Annotated in this window: 13 protein-coding genes and 1 tRNA gene; 7 read left to right on the top strand and 7 right to left on the bottom strand. The window is 65.7% G+C overall.

Annotated elements, in window-relative coordinates; all coding sequences use genetic code 11:
* The 7 genes from AC04MI_RS17205 to hpnC all read right to left on the bottom strand — a co-directional run.
* Positions 1-1185, bottom strand: a 1185-nt coding sequence (locus AC04MI_RS17205) for a hydroxysqualene dehydroxylase (RefSeq protein ID WP_476498235.1), incomplete at its 3' end; no start/stop codon positions are given.
* 51 nt (positions 1186-1236) lie between these two features.
* Entirely contained in the window at positions 1237-2076 is an 840-nt protein-coding gene (gene hpnD / locus AC04MI_RS17200) for a presqualene diphosphate synthase HpnD (protein ID WP_436079097.1), read from the bottom strand.
* Positions 2077-2187: 111 nt separating this feature from the next.
* Positions 2188-3699: a TRAP transporter large permease subunit gene (locus AC04MI_RS17195; RefSeq protein ID WP_476498234.1), complete on the bottom strand. Its 1512-nt coding sequence runs from the start codon at positions 3697-3699 to the stop codon at positions 2188-2190.
* 10 nt (positions 3700-3709) lie between these two features.
* Positions 3710-4243: a C4-dicarboxylate ABC transporter substrate-binding protein gene (locus tag AC04MI_RS17190; protein ID WP_436079095.1), complete on the bottom strand. Its 534-nt coding sequence runs from the start codon at positions 4241-4243 to the stop codon at positions 3710-3712.
* A gap of 54 nt (positions 4244-4297) precedes the next feature.
* Positions 4298-5707 (bottom strand): L-serine ammonia-lyase, encoded by a 1410-nt coding sequence (locus tag AC04MI_RS17185; protein WP_436079094.1) that lies wholly within the window; start codon positions 5705-5707, stop codon positions 4298-4300.
* Positions 5708-5720: 13 nt separating this feature from the next.
* Entirely contained in the window at positions 5721-6473 is a 753-nt protein-coding gene (locus AC04MI_RS17180; protein ID WP_436079093.1) for a hypothetical protein, read from the bottom strand.
* A 321-nt stretch (positions 6474-6794) separates the two neighbouring features.
* Entirely contained in the window at positions 6795-7703 is a 909-nt protein-coding gene (gene hpnC / locus AC04MI_RS17175) for a squalene synthase HpnC (protein WP_436079092.1), read from the bottom strand.
* 243 nt (positions 7704-7946) lie between these two features.
* Between hpnC and AC04MI_RS17170 the strand changes: the two genes are divergently transcribed.
* The 7 genes from AC04MI_RS17170 to AC04MI_RS17140 all read left to right on the top strand — a co-directional run.
* The gene (locus AC04MI_RS17170) at positions 7947-9170 is read left to right on the top strand and encodes an efflux RND transporter periplasmic adaptor subunit (protein ID WP_436079091.1); all 1224 of its coding nucleotides are present in this window, start codon (positions 7947-7949) and stop codon (positions 9168-9170) included.
* A gap of 8 nt (positions 9171-9178) precedes the next feature.
* A complete protein-coding gene (locus AC04MI_RS17165; protein ID WP_056064492.1) occupies positions 9179-12361 on the top strand; it encodes an efflux RND transporter permease subunit in 3183 nt (1060 codons plus the stop codon).
* A gap of 90 nt (positions 12362-12451) precedes the next feature.
* Positions 12452-12538: transfer RNA gene (locus AC04MI_RS17160), tRNA-Leu, on the top strand.
* A 75-nt stretch (positions 12539-12613) separates the two neighbouring features.
* Positions 12614-13927, top strand: coding sequence for a trigger factor (tig, locus tag AC04MI_RS17155; RefSeq protein ID WP_056064489.1), 1314 nt, complete (start codon positions 12614-12616; stop codon positions 13925-13927).
* 134 nt (positions 13928-14061) lie between these two features.
* Complete coding sequence (clpP, locus tag AC04MI_RS17150) at positions 14062-14670, top strand: ATP-dependent Clp endopeptidase proteolytic subunit ClpP (RefSeq protein WP_015014885.1); 609 nt, start codon at positions 14062-14064, stop codon at positions 14668-14670.
* A 102-nt stretch (positions 14671-14772) separates the two neighbouring features.
* Positions 14773-16038: an ATP-dependent Clp protease ATP-binding subunit ClpX gene (clpX, locus tag AC04MI_RS17145; protein ID WP_056064485.1), complete on the top strand. Its 1266-nt coding sequence runs from the start codon at positions 14773-14775 to the stop codon at positions 16036-16038.
* Between the two features lie 126 nt (positions 16039-16164).
* Positions 16165-16690: LON peptidase substrate-binding domain-containing protein (locus AC04MI_RS17140; protein WP_476498233.1), on the top strand; the 526-nt coding region annotated here is incomplete at its 3' end.

The raw sequence follows: 16690 nt of genomic DNA, 5'->3' as shown, positions 1-16690 counted from the left end.
GGCTGTCAGCCCCGGCAGCACCTGCATGGCGGGCCGCTGCAGGCCGGGGGTGCATGCAAACGTGGCGCGCTTTTCGACCACGGTCTGCACAGGGCGCAGGCCCGGCAGGCCCAGCTGCGCGGCGGCTTGCTGCAGCACCTGCTGCTCGATGAGTGCCCGGTCGCCGTCGCTGGCGCTCACCACAAAGGCCAGCAAGCCCTGCTGGCCGTCAAGCTGGCCCCGGTCGAACACGAACTGCGCCGGGTGCGCTGCCGTGTTGCGCAGCGCCAGCATGGGCAGGGGCAAACGCGCGCCACTGGCGTGGGCGTAAACGGTGGTGATGGCCTCAAACCGCAAGGCATTGGCGGTGGCGCTCCAGCGGGCGGCAGCAGCCAGACCCGCCGTGCTGGCAAGGCCATCGACCAGGCGCGCGGCCTCCCACGACGGGCAGGCCAGAGTGATGTGGTCGAAGGATTCGGCTTCTTCCGCCCCCTGCGCCACGCCCGCCAGCTGCCAGCGCCCGCTGGGCAGGGGCACGAGCCGCTGGATGCGTTGGCCGGTGAACACCTGGCCGCCTTGCTGCACCAGCCAGCGCACCGCAGCCTCGGGGAACAGCGCGCCCAGGTCGGTGCGTGGCAGCAACAGGTTGGACCCGCCGCGTCCGCTGAACAGGCTGTCCTGCAGCACCCGCAAAAACACCTGGCCGCTGGCCTCGCGTGCGGGGGTGTTGAGTGCCGACACGCACAGCGGGTCGATGAACTCGGCCATCAGCCGGGGCGTGAGCGGGGCACACAGGTCTGCCACCGAGGTGTGGGCCGCGCAGCGAAAGCCGCGCAGCTGCCAGGCCGTGGCCGTGCGCAGCAAGGCGACTTTGTCTTGCCAGCCCCAGCCTTTGGCGCGCGCGATGCCCAGCAGCGCATCCAGCGGCGGGGGCAGGTCGGGCAGTTGCAGGCCCTGGCCATCGGGGAACTGCAGGGTCAGCGGCAGGCGCAGCAGCGCGGTGGCAGGGTCCATGCCCACCAGGCGCATCAGGCGCAGGCTCTCGGTGTAGGCACCGATCAGGATGTGCTGGCCGTTGTCGAGCGTGGCCGCTGTGCCATCGGGCAGCACACCCCGCACGGCGCGGGCGCGGCCGCCCACGGTGCGCGCGGCCTCGAACACGGTGACCTGGCGGCCGGCCTGCCGGTGGGCGATGGCAGCAGCCATGCCGGCCCAGCCAGCCCCGATGACGGCGACTTTCTGCGGTGCCACGCCGGGCTACATCCTGCCCAGGGCTTGCATCTTCCAGGCCAGCCAGAACTTGCGCAGCGGCGTGAGGCGGATGCGCTGGTGCAGCACCTGGAAGTTTTCGTGCTCGATCTCGCGCAGCAGGGTGCGGTAGATGCTGGCCATCATCAGGCCGGGCTTTTGGGTGCGGCGGTCCGCGTCGGGCAGCAGGGCAAAGGCCTCGTCGTACAGCCGGTGCGCACGCTCGGCCTGAAAACGCATGAGCGCGGTGAACCGGTCGGAGTACTGGCGCTTCAAGATCTCGTGCGCCTTCACGTCGAACTGCTGCAGCTCGCTGACCGGCAGGTAAATGCGGCCCAGCATGGCGTCTTCGCCCACGTCGCGGATGATGTTGGTGAGCTGGAACGCCAGGCCCAGCCGGTGGGCGTATTCGGTGGTGCGCGGGTCGGTCTGGCCGAAGATGCGCGCCGCGACTTCGCCCACGACGCCCGCCACCAGGTGGCAGTAGCCCTGAAGACCTGCAAAGTCGAGGTAGCGCGTCTGCTCCAGGTCCATCTGGCAGCCGTCGATCACGGCCTGCAGGTGGCGCTGTTCGATGCCGTAGTTGGCCGCCAGCGGCATCAGCGCCAGCATCACGGGGTGCGTGGGCTGGCCCGCGTAGGCCTTGGTCACTTCGGCCTGCCACCAGGCCAGCTTGGTGCGGGCCACGCCCGGGTCGCTCACTTCATCGACCACATCGTCCACTTCGCGGCAAAACGCATAGAACGCCGTGATAGCCGCGCGGCGCGGGGCAGGCAGAAAGAGAAAGGCGTAATAGAAGCTGCTGCCCGAGGCCACGGCTTTTTGCTGTACGTACTGCTGCGGTGTCATGGGGCGAGATTGTCCCATGGCGCACCGGGGCGGGCCGGTTGTCGGGGTTTGAGGTGTTTTCGGGCGGATGCGCTAGTGCCGCATGCCCTGGTTGCTATTCAAATGATAGCTTCAGGGAGGTGTTGCGGAGGCGGCGGGTGCAGGGGCTGGCGCCTCGGGTTGCGACATCTCGCGCATCAGCGCGTCCAGGTCGTCGCCCTGGATCGACATCTCGGGCAGCGTGGCGGGCGTGCTGCGCAGCCACCGCGTGGTGGCGGGCACGGCCATCACCAGGGCGATCACGCCGGCCAGGCAGAGCAGGTAGGGCGCCAGCGCACGCGCCACCGCGCCCATGGCAGGCCGGGGCGCCGCCTGGGCGCGGGACAGCACCAGCGCGTAGCCCAGCGGCGGCAGCAGGAACCCCGCCTGCAGCACCAGCAAGGTGAGCGCGGCCACCCAGGCTGCGTCGTCCACCAGCGCCAGCAAAGGGGGCATGACGATGGGGATGATCAGGAAGATCAGCTCGAACGCATCGAGCACAAACGCCGAGCCCAGCAGCACGGCCAGTACCACCCCCATGGCCAGCAGGGGCTGGCCCTGCAGGGCACGCATCCATTCGGCCACCAGCACATCGGTGCCGTAGGCGCGCAGCACCAGCGAGAACGTGACCGCCGCCACCAGCAGCGCAAACAGCGCACCGGTGAGCGCCATGGCGTCGTCCAGCACCTGCGCCAGCCGCCGCAGCGTGAGCTGGCGCGACGCCACGCCCCACACCAGCAGCAGCACCCCGGCGGTGGCGGCGGCCTCTACCGCCCGCACGCGGCCGGTGGTGACCAGTGCCAGCAGGGCCACGATGAGCATGGGGACCACGCCCAACGTCCAGCGCTCGCTGCGGGTGAGGGGCACGGGTGCTAAAGATGCGGCCCCTTGATCTGCGATGCCGCCAGTGCGGCGCTGGGCCAGCCACCAGGTCACGCCCATCCACAGCACCAGCAGCAGTGCGCCCGGCGCCAGGGTGGCCTGCAGCACGTCCTGGGTGTTGATGATGCGTGTGCCCGCGCGGGCACTGGCCAGCCCCAGTTGCGTGGCCAGGGTCAGGCCCTCGGTGTGGGCGCGCAGCATGGCATCGCCCAACAGCAACAGCACCAGCGACGGCGGCACGATGATGCCCAGCGTGCTGGCCACGGCGACCAGGGCGGTGCGTCGGGCGGGCGGCATGCCTTCGTGGGCCCAGGCCTGCCCGGCGGTGTGCGACAGGGTCACCAGGCTGGCCCCCACCGATCCGTTCATGGGCGCCATGAGCATGCCTACGCCCAGGCCCGCCAGGTCGGGCGCGGCCCGTTGCCCCACCACGCGCGCCAACAATTTGCGCAGGCCGCTGTACAGGCCGTTGACCAGTGCCAGGTGGTTGAGCAGCGCGCCCACCACGGCGTATAGCACCAGCGCCTGTAGCAGGTCGTGTTCAAGCAGGCCCACCACGCGCTCCGGCAGGCTGCGCAGCACCGCGCCATCAAACGCGCCCAGCGCCAGGCCCGCCACCGCGCCCAGGGTACTGACGCCCAGCAGCACGGCGTAGGTGGCCCAGCCGGTCGTCATCATCAGCACCAGGGCCAGCACCAGCAGCAACAGGCCGATGGCGTTCATGGGATGGCGCTCATGCGTGGTCAGCCGGTGCGCTATTTGGCGTGCGCAGCGTGTGCACGGCCCGCCACAGGTCGGCCAGGGCTTGCAGGGCCAGCAGCACGGCCAGCAGCAACAAGGCTAGCTTGATGGCGAAGTAGCCGGGGTTGGCGGTTTCAGGAAAACTCTCCAGCCCCCGCACCGACCGCCACACCGTGGGCGCGGCGTTGATGCACACAAACACCGCCCAGGGCAGCACGGCCAGGGGCGCGCCCAGCAGGCGCATGGCGCGCACCCGGCCCCGGCCCGCATGGGCGAGGTCGGGGCAGCTGACCAGGTGGGCGCCGCGCCGGTCCGCGTGGCGCAGGGCCACGGCCACATACAGCGCAAACAGCACCTGCGCGAGGTCGTTGGCCTGGCTGGACCCCGCGCCCCACCCGTCGCGCAACGGCCATTGCAAAAACAGCAGCAGCACGACCAGCAGCGCCAGCGGCATCACCAGCGCGCCCAGGCGGTTGAGCCAGCGCTCCAGCGGCAAGGGGGTGGGCAGGTCCGGCGGCAGATGCATGCAGGTGAAGGGGCTACGAAACGTGCCGCGATAGGGGCCAGTGGGCGGCGCGGTTCAGCATTCGACCACATTCACCGCCAGCCCGCCGCGCGATGTTTCCTTGTACTTGACCTTCATGTCCGCGCCGGTTTGCATCATGGTCTTGATGACCTTGTCGAGCGAGACCACGTGCTGCCCGTCGCCGCGCAGCGCCATGCGGGCGGCGTTGATGGCCTTGATCGCACCCATGGCGTTGCGCTCAATGCAGGGGATCTGCACCAGACCGCCCACGGGGTCGCAGGTCATGCCCAGGTTGTGCTCCATGCCGATCTCGGCCGCGTTCTCCACCTGCTCGGGCGTGCCGCCCATCACGGCGGCCAGTGCGCCAGCGGCCATGGAGCAGGCCACGCCCACTTCGCCCTGGCAGCCCACCTCGGCGCCGGAAAGCGATGCGTTCTCCTTGTAGATGATGCCGATGGCACCTGCGGTGAGCAAAAAGGTGGCAATGCCGTCGTCGTTGGCCGGGATGGGGCCTTGCAGGAAGTTGACGTAGTAATGCAGTACGGCGGGGATCACGCCTGCAGCCCCATTGGTGGGCGCCGTCACCACGCGGCCGCCAGCGGCGTTTTCCTCGTTGACGGCCATGGCGTAGAGGTTCACCCAGTCCAGCATCGAGAGCGGGTCGCGCAGCGCGGCCTCGGGGGCGCTGCTGAGCTTGTGGTGCAGCTCGGCCGCGCGGCGGCGCACATGCATGGGGCCGGGCAGGGTGCCGGTGCTGGCGCAGCCGCGCTGCACGGCACTGGCCATGGTTTGCCAAATGGCCAAAAGCTGGCGGCGCACCTCGGAGGCGCTGCGCCAGTGTTGCTCATTGGCCGCCATGAGCTGGGCCGGGGTGAGGCCGGTGGCCTGGCACTGGGCCAGCAGCTCGGCCCCGGTGCGGAAGGGGTAGGGCAGGCCTTGGGCGTGGCCGGCCGCATCGGGCCCAGCGGTGGCGGCGCTGTTGAGCACACGCTCGCCCGCCGCGTCGATCACAAAACCACCGCCCACCGAGTAGTACTCACGCGCCGCAATCTCGATGCCCTGCGCGTCGAACGCGTGAAACGCCATGCCGTTGGGGTGCAGCGGCAGGCTTTTGCGGCGAAACAGCAGATGCTCTTTTTCGACAAACGGCACCATATGCTCGCCCAGCAGCTCCAGCGTTTGCCGGATGCGGATGTCGGCAATGGCAGGCTGGATCTGGTCCGGGTCGATGTGGTCGGGCTCGTGCCCGGCCAGGCCTAGCAGCACGGCCTTGTCGGTGCCGTGGCCCACGCCGGTGGCAGACAGGGAGCCGAACAGCTCCACGGTGACGTGGTGCACGGCGGCCAGGCCTAGGGTGGCCTGCACATGGCAGGCAAACTGCCGCGCAGCAATCATGGGCCCCACGGTGTGGGAGCTGGACGGGCCGATGCCGATTTTGAAGAGGTCGAAAACGCTGACGGACATGGTGAAAAAGTTCTCAGGAGCGGCGCAGTGGTTTGGCCGATGGGGGGGGGCGGACTGGCGGCCGGGTAGGCTGCGACAGGTGCGATTTCAGGGCATAGGTGGCCACGATCAGTGCCAACCAGCCCAGCAGGACATCCCAGAACCCCATGACCAGCCACACGGGCGCCAGCAAGGGGCCTGCGAGGGGAAGGACGTACAGGGAGAGGCGGGGCGTCCAGAAGCCGGGGGCTCTCATGCAGGGGGATGAGAAGGGATCGAAGGTGCCGGGCGAGCAGCCCAGGCTTTCGAGGATGGTGCGCGCCGTCTGGTTGCCCACGATGGGCAGGCCCAGCGCAAAAATGAACACGATGAAGCCCGCCAGCAACAGCCAGAACAGGCCGACCACACCCCAGCGCAGCACGTCTGCTGGGGTGGCGTTGCTGCGGCGCGGCAGCCAGCGCTGCAGCAGGTCCGCTGCTGCGGCCGGGTAGCGGTCAGCCCAGCGTGCGGCATACAGCGCCAGCCCCCACGCCAGCAGCAGCGCCCAGAAGTTGCGCAGCAGCACAAAGGGGTAGTCCACGATGCTACCTGCCGACAGAAAAGGCATCAGCCGCAGCCCGATGGCATTGGTCAGCCATGTGCAGGTGCCCAGCGTGGGGTTGGTGTGGGGTTGGCAGTGCAGCACATCCAGCACTCGCTCCGCCGCCACGCCCCCGACGATGGAAAACACCAGGCAAAAAAGGATGAGCCCCCACTGCAGGGTCTTGAAGAGCTGTCTGGCGGTCAACGGTGGGCCCTCCTGGCAAGCCACGGGTAGTGGCTTGCGGACATGGTTGTCTTTGTTGTTGTGTTCCGGAACTGGTAAGTCCCGGGCGGCTGGCCGCAGTGGGCGCAAGACTAGCGCGCTGTAAAGGCGGCGCCATGCGCGCTATCCCTGCCCCACCCAGGGTCCGCCCGCTGCCGCCCCTCCGGCGCAGGCGGCTGGTTACTCATAAATTAATAGCTAACAAGGCAATATGGATGCGCGGTGAAGGCCATTTTTGCCTCAGATTCATGGGCAGAGCACGCACCGATGTCAGCGCGCCTTGTGGCCCATGAATCTTTCTTCTTACATCACCAGCGCGCGGCCCAGCATCACCACCCAGTCCCAGGCATGCAGGCGCGGACGGGTGTGCAGGCTGCCGCCTTTGAGGGCCTCGACCTTGTCGAGGATGCGCAGGCCGCCCTGCACCACCAGGCGCAGCTCCCAGCCCGCGCGGCCGGGCAGGCGGTGCACCAGGGGGGCGCCGCTGTACATGGTGGTGCGGGCCCAGTCGGCGCAGTCGGCGATGAGGCGCGCGTTTTCGCGCGTGCTTTGCAGGGCCAGCAGCTCGGCCTGGCAGGCGCCATGAACGGCGCAGTCGGCGCGCGGCAGGTAGTGGCGGTGGCGGGGGATGTCCACCGACAGGTCCTGCCAGAAGTTGATGAGCTGCAGCGCGGTGCAGATCGCATCGCTTTGCCACAGCGCCTGCGCGTCGCCCACGCCATAAAGGTGCAGCAGCAAGCGCCCCACGGGGTTGGCCGAGCGGCGGCAGTAGTCCAGCAGCTCGGCGCGGTCGGCGTAGCCTTCGGCATCGCGGGTTTTTTCCACATCCTGGGCAAAGGCGCTGAGCAGGTCTTCGAGCAGCGGCACGGGCAGGTGGTTGCTGCGCAGCACGCCTTGCAGCGGCAGGAACACGCTGGCCCAGCGGGGCGAGGGCGGCTGGCCCTGGGCAATCGCGCGCAGATCGGCCAGGTAGGCCGCCAGGTCGGCCAGGCGGGCGGCGGGTGTGGCATCGCCTTCATCGGCAATGTCGTCGGCCGTGCGGGCAAAGGCGTAGATGGCGGCGATGGGCTGGCGCAGGTGGGGCGGGCACAGCACGGACGCGACCGGGAAGTTTTCGTAGTGGGTGACAGGAGGCGCCACCGCATCAGTCGCAGTGGGCTGTGGCGCGGAGGCTGCGCCGGGGTGGGGAGAGGGGCTGGGACGGTCGTTCACACCCGGATTGTCGCTTGACAAGCTCAAGGGCTTCTCATAGATTACTAACCGGTCAGTCAGTAATCATAAAAACCAATCCAGTGGGGGGACAAGGCGGCTGGCCCCTGCATCTGTTCACAAGCGCCCTGCATGGCTGCGGGTGGCTGGTTGGCGGGTGTCTGGTGTACTGTCGCTGCGCGGGCACTCCGGCCTGCGTCTTGCTTGCTGATCCTTGTGGCCCCTTCTTTTTTCACCGGATTTCCCATGCGCACACCCTCCGCCCTGCGGCCCTCTTCACGGCATTCCAGGCTTTTGCTGGTGCTGGCCACCGCTACCGTGCTGGCCGCCTGTTCGCGTCCCGCACCGCCTGAGGAGCCCGTGCGCTCCGTCAAGCTGATGACGGTGGGCGTGGGCGCGCTGCAGTCCAGCCTGGAGTATTCGGGCGAGGTGCGCGCGCGGGTGGAGTCGCGCCTGGGCTTTCGCGTGGCGGGCAAGATCGTGCAGCGCCAGGCCGAGCTGGGCCAGCGCGTGAAGGCCGGGCAGGTGCTGGCGCAACTGGATCCCAAGGACTACCAGCTGGCGGCTGATGCGGCGCGTGCGCAACTCGCATCGGCTACCACGCAGCGTGATCTGGCGGCGGCGGACCTCAAGCGTTACCAGGCGCTCAAGGACCAGAACTTCATCAGCGGTGCCGAGCTGGAACGCCGTGAGGCCACGCTCAAGGCGGCCCAGGCCACGCTGGACCAGGCGCGCGCGCAGCTGTCGTCGCAGGGCAACCAGGCGGCCTACACCACGCTGGTGGCCGACGTGTCGGGCGTGGTGACGGGCATCGATGCCGAGCCGGGCCAGGTGGTGTCGGCCGGTGCGCCGGTGGTGCGCATTGCGCAGGACGGCCCGCGCGACGTGGTGTTTGCTGTGCCCGAGGACAAGGTGGCGCAGATCACGACGGGCTCCGAGGTGGCTGTGCGCGGCTGGTCTGGCGGCGCGACCCTGACGGGCCGCGTGCGCGAAGTGGCTGCCAGCGCCGACGCTGCGACCCGTACCTTCCAGGTCAAGGTGGCCATTGACGCTGCGGACGCCCCAGCGCTGGGCGCCACCGTGTACGCCACGCCCAAGGCACTGAGCCATGCCGGCATTGCCGCCATCAAGCTGCCCACCAGCGCGCTGCGGCAGGAGGGCCAGTCCACCGCCGTGTGGGTGTACGACCCCGCGACCAGCACCGTCAAGTCGCAGGTGGTGCAGATCGCCACGGCCGACGGCAACGATGCCGTGGTGGCAGGGGGCCTGACCCCCGGCATGCAGGTGGTGGCTACCGGCGTGCATGTGCTGTCTCCCGGCCAAAAAGTGACGGTATACCAGCCAAAAGTGGCCCAGGCGCCAGTGAATAAAGCACAGACAGCTCCTGAATCTGTAGCAATTCCGGCGGTGCCATCGGCTCCTGCAACCGCTGCTGCACCCGCCACCGCCACGGCCTCTGCCGCCAACTGAGGCCCGCCATGACGCAAATCCAACCCAAAGAGGGGTTCAACCTCTCCAAATGGGCGCTCGACCATCCCGCGCTCACCCGCTACCTCATGGTGGTGCTGATGCTGCTGGGCTTTGCGGCCTACTTCCAGCTGGGGCAGGACGAGGACCCGCCGTTCACCTTCCGTGCCATGGTGGTGCGCACCTACTGGCCCGGTGCCACGGCCCAGCAGGTGGCCGAGCAGGTCACCGACAAGATCGAGCGCACGCTGCAGGAAGTGCCGTACGCCGACAAGATCCGCAGCTACTCCAAGCCCGGCGAGTCGCAGATCATTTTCCAGATCAAGGACTCCTCCAAGCCCGGCGACGTGGCCAACGTCTGGTACAGCGTGCGCAAGAAGGTGGGCGACATGCGCTACACCTTGCCGCAGGGCATCCAGGGTCCGTTCTTCAATGACGACTTTGGGGATGTGTACGGCGTGATCTACGCGCTGGAATCCGAGGGCTTCAGCTACGCCGAGCTCAAGCAGTTTGCCGATGACGCGCGCCAGCAGCTGCTGCGCGTGCCCGATGTGGCGAAGGTCGAGCTGTTTGGCGTGCAGGACGAAAAGCTCTTCATCGAGATCTCGCAAAAGCGCCTGTCGCAGCTTGGCCTGGACATGAACCAGGTGCTGGCCCAGCTGGGCCAGCAGAACGCAGTGGAAAGCGCGGGCACCATCCAGACCCCGCAAGACCAGGTGCAGGTGCGCGTGCAAGGCCAGTTCAACGCCATCGAGGACCTGCGCGCGATGCCGATCCGTGGCCCCTCGGGCGCGCAACTGCGCCTGGGCGATATTGCCGAAGTGCAGCGCGGCTATGTGGACCCACCGGGCGTGAAGGTGCGCCACCAGGGGCGCGAGGTGATTGCGCTGGGCGTCTCCATGTCCAAGGGCGGCGACATCATTGCGCTGGGCAAGGCCCTGCACACCACCACCGACCGCATCGCTGGCACGTTGCCGGCGGGCGTGAAACTGGTCAACGTGCAAGACCAGCCCAAGGCGGTGTCCACCTCGGTGAACGAGTTTGTCAAGGTGCTGATCGAGGCAGTGGTCATCGTGCTGGCGGTGAGCTTCATCAGCCTGGGCGTCCACAAGCGGCCCGGCAACAACCCGCTGTGGAAGCGCTGGTACATCGACCCCCGCCCGGGGCTGGTGGTGGGCATCACGATCCCGCTGGTGCTGGCCGTCACGTTCCTGGCCATGTGGTACTGGGGCATCGGGCTGCACAAGATTTCGCTGGGCTCGCTCATCATCGCGCTGGGCCTGCTGGTGGACGACGCCATCATTGCGGTGGAGATGATGGTGCTCAAGCTCGAAGAGGGCTATGACAAGGTGCGCGCCGCCACCTTTGCCTACGAGATCACGGCCATGCCCATGCTCACAGGCACGCTGATCACGGCGGCGGGCTTCTTGCCCATCGGCTTGGCCAAGTCCACCACGGGTGAATACACCTTTGCCATCTTTGCCGTGACGGTGATTGCGCTGGTGCTCAGCTGGTTCGTGTCGGTCTACTTCGTTCCTTACCTCGGCACACTGCTGCTCAAGGTGCCGCCTCACGTCTTGGCCGCTCAGGCCAACAAGGGCATCACGGACGACCCACACGAGGTCTTTGACAGCCCGTTCTACCGCAGCTTCCGCCGTCTGGTGGACTGGTGCGTGCAGCACCGCTGGCTGACCATTGGCGCCACGGTGCTGACCTTCGCGCTGGGCATTGTCGGCATGGGCAAGGTGCAGCAGCAGTTCTTCCCGGATTCCAGCCGGCCTGAGATTCTGGTGGACATCTGGTTCCCTGAAGGCACGTCGTTCGCAGGCAACGAGGCCGTCACCAAACGCGTGGAGCAGCGCCTGTTGTCCGAGCCAGGCGTGAATACGGTGAGCACCTGGGTAGGCTCTGGCGTGCCGCGTTTTTATCTGCCGCTCGATCAGGTGTTCCCGCAGAGCAACGTGTCGCAGTTCATCGTTGTGCCCCAAGACCTGAAGGTGCGCGAATCGCTGCGTGTGAAGCTGCCTGCGCTGCTGGCGCAGGAGTTCCCGGAAGTGCGCGGGCGCGTCAAACTGCTGCCCAACGGGCCGCCCGTGCCTTATCCCGTTCAGTTCCGCGTGGTAGGCCCTGATCCGCTGGTGCTGCGCGAGCGTGCGGACGAGGTCAAGGCCCAGCTGCGCCAGAACCCCAACATGCGCGGGGTGAACGACAACTGGAACGAGTCCGTGAAGGTGCTGCGCCTGGAAGTCGACCAGGCCAAGGCACGCGCCCTGGGCGTGACCAGCCAGTCCATCGCACAGGCGTCCAAGACCATTCTGTCGGGCACGCAGGTCGGCCAGTACCGCGAGGGCGACAAGCTCATCGACATCCTGCTGCGCCAGCCGCTGGATGAGCGCAACGCCATCACCGACATTGCCAACGCCTATCTGCCCACGGCCTCGGGCAAGTCGATCCCGCTCACGCAGATCGCCAAGCCTGTGTTCACCTGGGAGCCCGGCGTGATGTGGCGCGAAAATCGCGACTACGCCATCACCGTGCAGGGCGACGTGACCGAGGGCCTGCAGGGCGCCACGGTGACGGCGGCGCTGCTGCCATCCCTCAAGGAGATTGAGGCCAAGTGGCGGTCGGCGGGCCAGACGGGCTACCGCATCGAGGTGGCGGGCGCCGTGGAGGAAAGCTCCAAGGGCTCGGCGTCCATCGCGGCGGGTCTTCCCATCATGCTGTTCATCACCTTCACGCTGCTCATGCTGCAACTGCACAGCTTCAGCCGTGCCATGCTGGTGTTCCTGACCGGGCCGCTGGGGCTGGCGGGTGTGGCGGCAGCGTTGTTGCTGCTCAATCGTCCCTTTGGTTTTGTGGCGCTGCTGGGGGTGATCGCGCTCATGGGCATGATCCAGCGCAATTCGGTGATCCTGATCGATCAGATCGAGCAGGACCGCGCCCGGGGCGTGCCCGCCTGGGATGCCATTGTGGAATCGGCCGTGCGCCGTTTGCGCCCCATCGTGCTTACCGCCGCTGCCGCCGTGCTGGCCATGATCCCGCTGTCGCGCAGCGTGTTCTGGGGGCCGATGGCTGTGGCCATCATGGGCGGGCTGGTGGTGGCCACGGTGCTCACGCTGCTGGCACTGCCTGCAATGTATGCGGCCTGGTTCCGTGTCAAACGACCTGCGCCAGAGGTTCCTGGTGCTGCTTGACCGACAGGGCGTCCGCATCAGGTAAAATAGAAGGTTGACCGATTTCACACAGGCGGCAGCTGAGGTTGCCGCCTGTTTGTTTGTAGAACCGCGCGGGTGGCGAAATTGGTAGACGCACCAGGTTTAGGTCCTGACGCCAGCAATGGTGTGGGGGTTCGAGTCCCCCCCCGCGCACCACCCATGTGAGACTTTGCGGAACACGGCGCTGCTGCGCTGCAGCCAGCACGATCCACATTCATAAGAGGAATAGCCATGGCCGTTACTGTTGAAACCCTTGAGAAGCTCGAGCGCAAGATCACGCTGAGCGTGCCCGTCACCCTGATCCAGTCCGAAGTGGACACGCGCCTCAAGCGCCTGGCCCGCACGGTCAAGATGGACGGTTTCCGTCCCGGCAAGGTGCCCATGAACGTGGTGGCCCAGCGTTATGGCTACTCGGTGCAGTACGAAGTGCTGAACGACAAGGTGGGTGAGGCCTTTGCTGTGGCTGCGAATGAAGCCAACCTGCGTGTTGCCGGCCAGCCCCGCATCACTGAAAAGGAAGGCGCTCCCGAAGGTCAGGTGACTTTTGATGCCATCTTCGAAGTGTTCCCCGAAGTCAAGATCGCTGACCTGTCGGACGCCGAAGTTGAAAAACTGTCGTCCGAAGTGACCGACAGCGCCATCGACAAGACCATCGACATCCTGCGCAAGCAGCGCCGCAGCTTCGCCCAGCGCGCCATTGACGCCGCTGCGCAAGACGGTGACCGCGTGACCGTGGACTTCGAAGGCAAGATCGACGGCGAACCCTTTGACGGCGGCAAGGCCGAAGACTTCCAGTTCCTGGTCGGCGAAGGCCAGATGCTCAAGGAGTTCGAAGACGCGGTGCGTGGCATGAAGTCCGGCGAAAGCAAGACTTTCCCCTTGGCGTTCCCTGCCGAATACCACGGCAAGGACGTCGCTGGCAAAACCGCCGACTTCCTGGTGACCATCAAGAAGATCGAAGCGGCCCACCTGCCCGAAGTGAATGATGCTCTGGCCAAGTCGCTGGGCATTGCCGACGGTTCCGTGGATGGCCTGCGCGCCGACATCAAGAAGAACCTGGAGCGCGAAGTCAAGTTCCGCTTGCTGGCCCGCAACAAGGCTGCCGTGATGGACGCCCTGGTGTCCAAGGCCGAGTTGGACCTGCCCAATTCCAGCATCCAGGCTGAAATCGCCCGCCTGATGGAAGGTGCCCGCGCTGAACTCAAGCAACGCGGCATCAAGGACGCCGACAAGGCCGAGATCCCTGAAGACGTGTTCCGTCCCCAGGCAGAGCGCCGTGTGCGCCTGGGCCTGGTGCTGGCCGAGCTGGTGCGCGCCAATGAGCTGCAGGCCAAGCCCGAGCAGCTCAAGGCCCACATCGACGAGCTGGCCGCCAGCTACGAGAAGCCCGAAGACGTGGTGCGTTGGTACTTCGGCGACCGCCAGCGCCTGGCCGAAGTCGAAGCCGTTGTCATCGAAAACAACGTGACCGAATTCGTGCTGTCCAAGGCCAAGGTGGTCGAAAAGGCTATTTCCTTCGACGACCTGATGGCGCAGCAGGGCTGATAGGCCCTCGGGCCGGGTGGTCTGCCTCGTGCAACTATCCGGTTCTGGTTGTCAAGACACACCAGGGGCTTGTGCTTTCGTGCACAAGCCCCAATTCATTTCTGGGTACAGTACCTGCTTGACTGGAGAAATACATGAGCGCATTGGAAACACAAGGCCTGGGCATGGTCCCCATGGTCATCGAGCAGTCGGGCCGTGGCGAACGGTCCTATGACATCTACTCGCGCCTGCTCAAGGAGCGCGTGATTTTTCTGGTGGGCCCGGTCAATGACCAGACCGCCAACCTGGTGGTGGCACAGTTGCTGTTCCTGGAAAGTGAAAACCCGGACAAGGACATCTCGTTCTACATCAACTCGCCCGGTGGTTCGGTGAGCGCCGGTATGGCGATTTTTGACACCATGAACTTCATCAAGCCCGATGTCTCGACCCTGTGCACGGGCATGGCGGCCAGCATGGGTGCGTTCCTGCTGGCGGCGGGCGCCAAGGGCAAGCGTTTTGCGCTGCCCAACTCCAAGGTCATGATCCATCAGCCATTGGGCGGCATGCAGGGCCAAGCCACCGAGATCGAGATCCACGCCCGCGAGATCCTCAAGACCCGCGAGCAGCTCAACAAGATCCTTGCTGAGCGCACTGGACAGCCGCTGGAGAAGATCCAGCGCGACACTGAGCGTGACTATTTCCTCTCGGCCGACGAGGCCAAGGACTATGGTTTGGTCGATCAAGTGATCAGCCAACGCGCCTGATCGCCCGAGGGCGACGAAGCGGCGTTTTCCCGAGGGGAAGACGCCGTTTTTTATTTGGTTATCATCCCGACAACTTTCCGAAACAAGCAAGGCATTGCCCCCATGGCCGAGAAAAAAGGCTCTTCCAGCGAAAAAACCCTTTACTGCTCTTTTTGCGGCAAAAGCCAGCATGAAGTGAAGAAGCTGATCGCCGGTCCGTCGGTCTTTATCTGCGACGAGTGCATTGACCTGTGCAACGAGATCATCCGCGACGAACTGCCTGCTGGGGACTTGGCCCGCGAAGGCCGCAGTGACCTGCCCACGCCGGTCGAGATCAAGGCCAATCTGGACAACTATGTGATTGGCCAGGATGTTGCCAAGCGCACGCTGGCCGTGGCGGTGTACAACCACTACAAGCGCCTGCGCCACAAGGACAAGGCCCACAAGGACGATGTGGAGCTGTCCAAGAGCAACATCCTGCTGATCGGCCCTACGGGCTCGGGCAAGACCTTGCTGGCGCAGACCCTGGCACGCATGCTGGATGTTCCCTTTGTGATGGCCGACGCCACCACGCTGACCGAAGCCGGCTATGTGGGCGAGGATGTGGAAAACATCGTCCAGAAGCTGCTGCAAAGTTGCAACTACGAAGTCGAGCGCGCCCAGCGCGGTATTGTCTATATCGATGAAATCGACAAGATTTCGCGCAAATCTGACAACCCCAGCATCACGCGCGATGTGTCGGGCGAGGGCGTGCAGCAGGCGCTGCTCAAGCTCATCGAGGGCACCATGGCCAGCGTGCCGCCGCAGGGCGGGCGCAAGCACCCGAACCAGGACTTCCTGCAGATCGACACAACCAACATCCTGTTCATCTGCGGTGGCGCGTTTGCAGGGCTGGAAAAGGTCATCGAGAACCGGACCGAGGCCTCTGGCATCGGCTTTGGCGCATCGGTCAAAAGCAAGAAGCAGCGCTCGCTGACCGAAGTGTTCACAGAGATCGAGCCCGAAGACCTGATCAAGTTCGGGCTGATTCCTGAACTGGTGGGCCGTATGCCAGTGGTGACTGCCTTGGCTGAACTGAGTGAAGATGCGTTGGTGCAGATCCTGACCGAGCCGAAGAACGCGCTGGTCAAGCAGTACAGCAAGCTCCTGGCCATGGAAGGCGTGGACTTGGAAATTCGCCCCGCTGCCCTGAAAGCCATTGCCCGCAAGGCGCTGGCCCGCAAGACGGGTGCGCGAGGTCTGCGTTCCATTCTGGAGCAATCGCTGATCGGCACGATGTTCGATCTGCCCAACACCAGCAACGTCGAAAAGGTGGTGGTGGACGAATCCACCATCGAAGAAAACAAGCCGCCGCTGCTCGTGTACCGCGAAGCGGCAAAGAAGGCCTGAGAAGACCGGAGCGGGCGCCATGTTGTCGCCCTTTGAACCATCAACCCTTGCGCCAGTACGGCTGCGTGCAAGGGTTGAAAATCCCCACATGTGGACCCACTTCCACAGAGCACTTTGAGGATTTCCATGTCCGGACATACCCCCCTGCCAGCCACCCCTATTGACCTGCCGCTGTTGCCTTTGCGCGATGTGGTGGTGTTCCCTCACATGGTGATCCCGCTTTTCGTGGGCCGCCCCAAGAGCATCAAAGCCCTTGAGATGGCCATGGAGGCTGATCGCCGCATCATGTTGGTGGCCCAAAAAGCTGCCGCCAAGGATGAGCCCTCGGTGGCTGACATGTTCGATGTGGGCTGTGTCTCCACCATCTTGCAGATGCTCAAGCTGCCCGACGGCACCGTGAAGGTGCTGGTGGAAGGCCAGCAGCGTGCTCTGGTGGCTTCCATTGAAGATGCCGAAACGCATTTCATGGCCACCGTGACACCGGTGGAGGTAACCCCCGACGCCAATAAGCCCAGCGAAATCGAGGCCCTGCGTCGCGCAGTGATGCAGCAGTTTGACCAGTACGTCAAACTCAACAAGAAGATCCCGCCCGAGATCCTGACTTCCATCTCCAGCATTGACGATCCAGGTCGATTGGCAGACACCATTGCTG

Source organism: Acidovorax sp. LjRoot204 (assembly GCF_056175785.1).
This window is presented reverse-complemented; position numbering and strand designations above follow the sequence as displayed.

Coding starts and splice junctions, on each gene's coding strand:
- hpnD (WP_436079097.1), bottom strand. CDS start 2,076: ATGACACCGCAGCAGTACGTACAGCAAAAAGCCGTGGCCTCGGGCAGC.
- AC04MI_RS17195 (WP_476498234.1), bottom strand. CDS start 3,699: ATGAACGCCATCGGCCTGTTGCTGCTGGTGCTGGCCCTGGTGCTGATG.
- AC04MI_RS17190 (WP_436079095.1), bottom strand. CDS start 4,243: ATGCATCTGCCGCCGGACCTGCCCACCCCCTTGCCGCTGGAGCGCTGG.
- AC04MI_RS17185 (WP_436079094.1), bottom strand. CDS start 5,707: ATGTCCGTCAGCGTTTTCGACCTCTTCAAAATCGGCATCGGCCCGTCC.
- AC04MI_RS17170 (WP_436079091.1), top strand. CDS start 7,947: ATGCGCACACCCTCCGCCCTGCGGCCCTCTTCACGGCATTCCAGGCTT.
- AC04MI_RS17165 (WP_056064492.1), top strand. CDS start 9,179: ATGACGCAAATCCAACCCAAAGAGGGGTTCAACCTCTCCAAATGGGCG.
- tig (WP_056064489.1), top strand. CDS start 12,614: ATGGCCGTTACTGTTGAAACCCTTGAGAAGCTCGAGCGCAAGATCACG.
- clpP (WP_015014885.1), top strand. CDS start 14,062: ATGAGCGCATTGGAAACACAAGGCCTGGGCATGGTCCCCATGGTCATC.
- clpX (WP_056064485.1), top strand. CDS start 14,773: ATGGCCGAGAAAAAAGGCTCTTCCAGCGAAAAAACCCTTTACTGCTCT.